Consider the following 5,499-nt stretch of genomic DNA (forward strand, 5'->3'; position numbering starts at 1 on the left):
CTCGTCCCCTGGGCCGTCTTCTTCGGCGTGCTGATGCTGGTCCTGCTGTACTTCGTCGGCGCCGAACAGGGCGCCACCGCACTCGTCTCCGGCGAGGGCGTCCACGAGTGGGTGCACGACGCACGCCACCTGCTCGGTTTCCCCTGCCACTGAGGCGGGGCGGACCATCATGAACTCCACAGTCGTACGCGCCCTGTTGGCGCGCGGCATGCTCGCCGGACTCGGTGCGGGCGTTCTGGCCTTCGTCTTCGCCTACCTGGTCGGGGAGGGCCCGGTGGACGCGGCCATCGCCTTCGAGGAGGCCGGCTCCCACGAGCACGGCGAGGAACTCGTCAGCCGTTCCGTGCAGTCGACCGCCGGACTGGCCACCGGTGTCCTCGTCTTCGGGGTCGCGATCGGCGGCATCATGGCGCTGGCGTTCTGCTTCGCGCTGGGCCGGATCGGCCGGTTCGGCGCACGGGCGACGGCCGGGCTCGCGGCGCTCGGCGGATTCCTCACCGTCTACCTCGTGCCCACCCTCAAGTATCCGGCGAACCCGCCCGCGGTGGGCGACCCGGACAGCATCGACCAGCGCACCGCCCTGTTCGTCCTGATGATCGCGCTGAGCGTGCTCCTCGGGATCGGCGCGGTACTGCTGGGCCGCAGGCTGGGCCCGGCGCTGGGCAACTGGAACGCCTCCACCGCGGCCGCCGTGGCCTTCGTCGTCGCGGTGGCGGTGGCGATGGTCGTGCTGCCCGCCGGGGACAACACCCCGAAGGGCTTCCCGGCCACCGACCTGTGGGAGTTCCGCCTGGCCTCCCTCGGCGTCCAGGCCGTCCTGTGGGCCGCGTTCGGGCTGCTCTTCGGCTACCTGGCCGAACGGGTCCTCGAACCGCGGCGGGCCCGGGGCGAGGTCCCGGCGCTCGTCGCCTGACGGCGCGGGTTCCGCCGGGGGCGCGCCCGGCGGAACCTACGACGTGCCCTTGAGCTCGCGGATGGTCCCGCCGAGCTTGTTCCTGGCCTGTTCCAGGTGTTCCGCCTTGGTGCTGACCACCCACCCCGGTCCCACCAGGTACTTGCCCCCGTAGACACTGGCCGCGTCCAGCCACGCCTCCTTGTACTTCTCCGCGGGGAAAGTGGTGATGCGGTAGTCGGCCTGCTCCGAGTGGCACACTCCCTCGCGCAACTCGTCCGCCTCGATGCGGATCTCGGCCTTGCAGCCGGCCAGCCCGGCGATCACCTCGATCCTGGCCGGGGCCACGATGCCGGCGGCGGGCGCGGCGGAACTCTTGGACGGCCGCGGGTTCCCGGCGGCGTCGTCCTCTCCCCCGCCGCAGGCCGAGACCAACGCGAGGCTCCCGACGAGGGTGCCCAGTCGCAGCACGGTGTTCCGATGATGGCGTCCTCGTCGCGGCACGAGTCTCTCCGTATCCGGTCGGTGTACGACTACGCCCTGGGGTACGGAAGACCGGTCAGCGCTGTTCAGCGGCCGTAGGGCCGGAGGGCGCGGCCCCGTAGGCCGCGAGGGCTTTCGGTCCGGGCATGACGGAAGGGCCGGACACCCGTCTGTCCGGCCCCTCCGCACCTACCGGGTCAGCCGCCGTTCAGGCGGGTCGGCACCCTCGGTCTCCGTGCTGCTGGTCAGTCCGGCCTCCTCCAGCGATGGTCGTTCCGGAGCCGGACGAGTACCCGTCGCCCGCGGGTCAGTCCCCGCCGGGGTGGAGAATCCGCCAGGTGATCGACGCCTCGGGCGGTCCGGGGCGGGTCACGCGGAGAGACGTCGCGGGGGGCGCGACCGGTCCCCCGTTCCGGTCGTTCCCCCCGCGGTGTGTCGAACGTACGTGACCTGCGCACCCCTGTGAATCGCGTCGATGCCCGGTGTGCACGGCACAGGACTCACTCGTGCACAGGTGCGTCCGGATGACCCGGATCGTCCGGAAGATCCGGATGGCCCCTCTCGTCGCGAAGCAGCACGGGGTGTACGAGTTCGCCCGTCGCCAGATGGGCCAGGACGACCTCGTAGAGGTCGCCGCCGGAGGCCATCAGCCGGCGTTCGAGGACGGGTTCGGCGCTGCGGACGTGTTCGCGCACGGTCTGTGCGTGGACGCCGAGTGCCTGGGCGGCCCGCTCCGCGTTGCCACCGGCGGCGATCCAGCTGCGCAGGGTCCGGCGCAGGTCGCGGGCGTCACTGTCGAGGCGTCCCAGCAGTTCCCGTGCCCAGGTCTCCAGCGCCGGTCCCGCCAGCAGGTCGCCGAGCCGGGCCCGGGGCCTGCCGGGGCCGCCGTGACCGTCGGGGCCGCTCTGTCCGTCGGCCAGGCTCACCTGGGTGCTCAGGGCCAGGTGGACGGTCGCCCGGACGGTCAGGTCGGTGAAGTCGGTGCCCAGCAGGGACTCGACGCGTTCCATGCGGGCGCGGACGGTGTTGCGGCTGACGCCGAGCACCTTGGCCGCGCTCACGGCGGTGAATTCCAGACCGAGGCGGGTGGTGGCGAGCAGTTCGGCGCGGGTGTGGTGCGGCAGGGTGTCCAGCGGGCGCAGCAGCCGGGCGGTCCACGCACGCAGCGCGGCCGGGTCCATCAGGCGCTCGGGGTGGTTGCGTTCGGCGTACAGCGCCGCCTTGTCCGGTCGTACGCGTGCCACGGCGAGGGCGCTGACCGCCTGCCCGTAGGCGGTGGCGGTCCGGGCGAGGCTCTGCCGGGTGCTGCCGCCGAGCAGGGTGCCGGGGTTGCGGTCGACGACGGAGCGCAGGGACTTGGCCGCCGCGTCCGCCGTCGTCACGATGATCACGTGCCCGTCCATGGCCGGGCAGCGCACCACCAGGGCCCGGTCGCCGGTCACGCCGAGGCACTCCTCGGCGAGCCGGTCGCGTTGCGCGGTGTCGCCTTCGAGGACGTAGACGCAGGCGGTCTCGGTGTCGAGCAGGCCGGGCCACAGTCCGGCCGCGACGCGGCGGGCCGCGACCGTGTCCTCGACCATGAGCAACTGGAGGATGGCCAGGCGGAGATCGGAGGTGGCCCGCCGCAGGCGGCGGCCGGCCTCGGTCGTGCCGCGGGCGCGCAGCAGGAGTTCGAGGACCTGGGCGGTGTGCGTGAGGATGTCCGAGGCGCGCCGGTCGAAGGGCTCCGGGCGGGCCACCGCGAGCACTCCGGCCCCGGCGGACACCGGGTTCGGGTACTCCACCCTGACCAGGCGCAGATGACGGTCCCCGTCCGCCGTGGCAGCGGAGGCGATACGTCCGGTGAGGATCTCGGCGACCAGGCCCTCGTCCAGCGCCACGGGTGTGCCGGCGACGAGGGCTCCGCTGTCGTCCTGGAGCGCGGCCGTGCCGTTCAGGGTGCTGGCGAGCCAGGTGACGACCCGGCGGACGTCACGTCCCGTCGGCCGCAGATGGTCGAGGAGTTCCCGCGTCCAGGCCGGGGTCCCGGCGTCCACCGGCCGACGCCCACCGGTGCCGCCCTCCTGCCCTGCCACGTCAGCCCCTCGCACCCTCGTTCTCCCTGGCATACCGCTCGGGACGTTACCCCACGGCCGAGGGCCCGGACACGGTCAGGTGGGAAGGGGGGAGCACGAAGATGCACGTCGAGCGGGTATCCGCACCGGCGGTCCACCCTGTGGGAGCCATGTCGTGGGTGCTGTGCGGGAGTTCGAGGCGTACGGGCCCGTCGGCGGCGAAGGTGGTGGGCGCCCGGGAGGTCAGCGCGTCGAGGGCACGCGGGACCAGTCCGCGGCGGCGGGCATGCCACGGCGGCGGTCGACCGCTCGGGCCGACGGCGCGGAGGGCCGGCACCCCCGGCCATCACCGGTACGGCCCGATGCACGGCGCCGCCGCATTCGCCGGGTGCGCGACCGCACAGCACCCACTCGGCCGGGCTCCGGGCCCGCTGCACGGTCTGGGCGTCGGTGACACAGCCGTACGGCCCGTACGGCCGGAAAGGTCTCACCCGGACGTGATCGAGCCACGGTCGGCGCCGTCCCGGGCTGCGTGGTCGCCGTGCGTGGACGGCATAAGCTCGACGAATGGCGAAGTACTTCGATGTGCACCCCGACAATCCGCAACCCCGCACCATCTCCCAGATCGCCGAGAGCATCCGGTCGGACGCTCTGATCGCGTATCCGACGGACTCCTGCTACGCGCTCGGGTGCCGGCTGGGCAGCCGTGACGGCATCGACCGGATCAGGACGATCCGTCACCTCGACGACCGGCACCACTTCACGCTCGTCTGCCAGGACTTCGCGCAGCTCGGCCAGTTCGTACGGGTCGACAAGGACGTGTTCCGCGCGATCAAGGCGTCGACGCCCGGCAGTTACACCTTCATCCTCCCGGCGACGAAGGAGGTGCCGCGCATGCTCCAGCACCCGAAGAAGAAGACGGTCGGCGTGCGCATCCCCGACCACGTCGTCACCCAGGCACTTCTCACAGAGCTCGGCGAGCCGCTGCTGTCGAGCACCCTGCTCCTGCCGGACGAGGAGGAGCCGATGACCCAGGGCTGGGAGATCAAGGACCGGCTCGACCACGTGCTGGACGGGGTCGTCGACTCCGGGGACTGCGGCACCGAACCGACCACGGTCATCGACTTCTCGGGCGGCGAGGCGGAGATCGTGCGCTACGGAGCGGGTGACACCAGCAGGTTCGAGTAAAGCGGCTCTCAAGTGGGTGGGGGTCACGACGGCCAGTTGGATGGTGCGTGCAAGCATGTGCCCCGGCCCGGTTCCGCCGGGTCGGCGACCTGCTCGCCGCAGCACGCGCAGAGAGGCACCCCCATGACCTCCGTACAGGGATCCGCCGTCGACATCCCCACCGAGGACGGCTCCGCGGACGCCTACCTCGCCCACCCGGGCGACGGGACGCCCCGGCCGGCCGTCCTGCTCTTCCAGGACGCCTTCGGACTGCGCCCCCGGCTGCGGTCGATGGCCGACCGGCTCGCCGAGGCCGGCTACACGGTCCTCGTGCCCAACGTGTTCTACCGCCACGGGCGCGCCCCGGTCTTCGAACTGCCCGAGTTCATCGACCCCGGCGCCCGGCCGGAGATCTTCGAGAAGATCGCGCCGGTCATGCGGGCCCTGACGCCCGAGCTCGCGATGCGGGACGCGGGGGCGTATCTGCGCTGGCTGGCCGACCGCCCCGAGGCCGCCGACGGCCCGGTCGCGCTCACCGGCTACTGCATGGGCGCACGCCTGTCGCTGCTCACCGCCGGCACCTATCCCGACCGGGTGGCCGCGGCGGCCGGCTTCCACGGCGGCCGGCTGGCGACAGACGCCCCGGACAGCCCGCACCTGGTGGCCGGGAACATCACCGCCGAGCTGTACTTCGGTCACGCCGACGACGACCCGTCACTGCCTCCGGAGCAGATCGAGCGTCTCGCCACCGCGCTGACCGAGGCCGGGGTCCGGCACCGGTGCGAGGTCTACGACGGCGCCCCGCACGGTTTCACCCAGGCCGACACCGCCTCGTACGACCGCGAGGCCGACGAGCGGCACTGGACGGCACTGCTCGACCTGCTCAAGCGCACGTTCTAGGAT

At 72.6% G+C, this 5,499-nt stretch carries 6 protein-coding genes; 4 read left to right on the top strand and 2 right to left on the bottom strand.

Annotated features, from left to right (window positions below; all coding sequences use genetic code 11):
• On the top strand, positions 1-153 hold a 153-nt coding region (locus EHS43_RS36115; RefSeq protein ID WP_148104174.1), incomplete at its 5' end, for a CbtB-domain containing protein.
• Positions 154-169: 16 nt separating this feature from the next.
• The gene (locus tag EHS43_RS36120; protein ID WP_125194830.1) at positions 170-913 is read left to right on the top strand and encodes a CbtA family protein; all 744 of its coding nucleotides are present in this window, start codon (positions 170-172) and stop codon (positions 911-913) included.
• A 36-nt stretch (positions 914-949) separates the two neighbouring features.
• Here EHS43_RS36120 and EHS43_RS36125 read toward each other — a convergent pair whose 3' ends face one another.
• Positions 950-1,360, bottom strand: coding sequence for a hypothetical protein (locus tag EHS43_RS36125; RefSeq protein WP_125194833.1), 411 nt, complete (start codon positions 1,358-1,360; stop codon positions 950-952).
• Between the two features lie 515 nt (positions 1,361-1,875).
• Positions 1,876-3,450 carry a helix-turn-helix domain-containing protein gene (locus EHS43_RS36130; protein WP_260470872.1) on the bottom strand — a complete coding sequence of 525 codons (1,575 nt, stop codon included), beginning with the start codon at positions 3,448-3,450 and terminating at the stop codon, positions 1,876-1,878.
• Between the two features lie 546 nt (positions 3,451-3,996).
• Between EHS43_RS36130 and EHS43_RS36135 the strand changes: the two genes are divergently transcribed.
• Positions 3,997-4,617 (top strand): L-threonylcarbamoyladenylate synthase, encoded by a 621-nt coding sequence (locus EHS43_RS36135; RefSeq protein ID WP_185806561.1) that lies wholly within the window; start codon positions 3,997-3,999, stop codon positions 4,615-4,617.
• A 123-nt stretch (positions 4,618-4,740) separates the two neighbouring features.
• Positions 4,741-5,496 carry a dienelactone hydrolase family protein gene (locus tag EHS43_RS36140; protein ID WP_125194832.1) on the top strand — a complete coding sequence of 252 codons (756 nt, stop codon included), beginning with the start codon at positions 4,741-4,743 and terminating at the stop codon, positions 5,494-5,496.
• Positions 5,497-5,499: the final 3 nt, after the last annotated feature.

Source organism: Streptomyces sp. RP5T, assembly GCF_003933965.1.
Lineage (GTDB): Bacteria > Actinomycetota > Actinomycetes > Streptomycetales > Streptomycetaceae > Streptomyces.